A 1938-nucleotide genomic window follows, 5' to 3' on the forward strand; every position below is an offset into this window, starting at 1 on the left:
CGGTGCGCGTCCTTCTCATTGTTTAGAAAAGGGATTTTGAGGGGATTCGCTAGAACGCGGCGTTATAAGTCTTTAGGAGAGATCGAGTGACAACGATTGTTCAGCAAATAGTCAGCCGTGATATTGAAGCTGTGATTATCTACGAATCTGAACAGGTAATTGCTTTCGCTGATCACGACCCCATCAATTTCGGTCATATTCTCATTTGCCCGAAAGAACCGTACGAGTCTTTCATTGATTTACCAGCATTAGTCCACGATGAAATCCAAGTTGTAGCCAGAGATCTTTATTCTCGGATCGTCAATAAGTTTAATCCTGATGGAATATCATTTATCCAAAATAATGGAAAATGTAATGAACTTGACCATTATCATTTGCATATATTTCCTCGCTTCGATGGAGATCAATTTGGTTGGTTAAGTAGTGATATTGGCATTCAATGCATAGAAGTTCTTCGTGAGTCGCTATCAGGCTTATAACAAGTGCCTTAAACATCGCGGCCTTCAGCCGCTGGACTCGCAACAAGTTGCTCGCCGTTTAGGCGAGCGTTATGCATACTAGGTAATATCGATGTTTATATGGAAACTTCCATCAGCAGTAAAAAGGCCCCTGAAAATCGTATGCTCTATTTTTGCCATAATAGTCGGCTTAGCCAGCCTATTCTTTTTTTATACTGACTTACATCTTTACATGCGGCTATCCCTGAAGATTTTGATCAGATGATTACGCAACAAATGGAAGCGGCGAAATTACCTAGTGCGTCAGTGCTGGTATTTAAAGATGGAGAAGTCGTTTTTTCAAAGCAATATGGATTTTCAAACCTAGAAAAAAAGATCGCGCCCTCGCAAAATAGCCTGTATCAGGTAGCTTCCGTATCCAAACTGGTAACAGGTACTGCAATAATGAAGCTTTACGATCAAGGAAAATTGCAACTGGATGATGATGTTAACCAGTACTTACCATTCAGTGTTAGAAACCCAGATTTCCCCGATACACCGATTACTTTTCGCATGTTACTTTCTCACACTTCAAGTATTTCAGATGGCTCTTTCTTTTTCGGTAGCCCTTATTGGGATTTATATGAAGATATAGGTAAACCGACTCAAAAGCCAGAATCATTAGATTTATTTGTCACCAGTTACTTCACTCCGGGCGCTAAATATTATGATAAAGACAATAACTTTAATAACGCTAAACCAGGGACAATAGCTGAATATAGCAATGTGGCCTATGGGCTTTTGGGGTACTTAATTGAGCAAGTATCAGGAATTCCATTTTATGAGTTTTGTAGACAGGAAATTTTTTTTCCATTAGAGATGGCGCACACTCGCTGGCTAAGTCGCAACCTCGAACAAAATCGTATGGCAATGCCATACAATTATAATTTGATAAGCAATACCTTTAAGCCATTGGGTACTTATGACCTTTCTACTTATTCAGATGGAGGGCTTAAAACCAGCAGTATAGAATTTATGCGGTTTCTTCATGTCTTTTTGAACAACGGCAAAACGCTACAAGGAGAGCGCTTTTTACAACCTGAAACAGTCGCTGAGATGCTTACAGTTCAATACCCTGACGTTAATAACATTTCCGGGTTGACCTGGTGGATTGAGGAGGATAGATATCTTCATGGAGGTTCTGATCCAGGAACCAAGGCGCTTGTGGTCATTTCTAAGCCAGAGAAATGGGGATTTATTTTCTTCGCTAATGGTGGAGGATTACGCACCGAACTCGGGTTTGAATTCAGGCACGATCTTGATGAATATTTGAATCGCCATGGGCCGCCATTGGGAATGAAGAATTGACATGGACCAGATATGCCTAACAAGTAGCTGCACCGGACAAAATACTCACTGCGCTCCCATTTTTCCGGTGAGCTAGGCGTTATCCCCCATCAATTTTAGAGTTTTGAGTCCCATGGTTTAGTAGCAAAGCTCC

The 1938-nt window shown here is 41.0% G+C and carries 2 protein-coding genes; both read left to right on the forward strand.

Translation table 11 applies throughout. From position 1 onward, the window contains the following. Positions 1-86 precede the first annotated feature (86 nt). Positions 87-479 (forward strand): HIT family protein, encoded by a 393-nt coding sequence (locus tag CS022_RS24480; protein ID WP_129124466.1) that lies wholly within the window; start codon positions 87-89, stop codon positions 477-479. A 240-nt stretch (positions 480-719) separates the two neighbouring features. Beyond that, the gene (locus tag CS022_RS24485) at positions 720-1805 is read left to right on the forward strand and encodes a serine hydrolase domain-containing protein (RefSeq protein ID WP_129124467.1); all 1086 of its coding nucleotides are present in this window, start codon (positions 720-722) and stop codon (positions 1803-1805) included. Positions 1806-1938 lie beyond the last annotated feature (133 nt).

The sequence above is a fragment of the Veronia nyctiphanis genome, assembly GCF_004116385.1.
Taxonomy (GTDB): Bacteria; Pseudomonadota; Gammaproteobacteria; order Enterobacterales; family Vibrionaceae; genus Veronia; species Veronia nyctiphanis.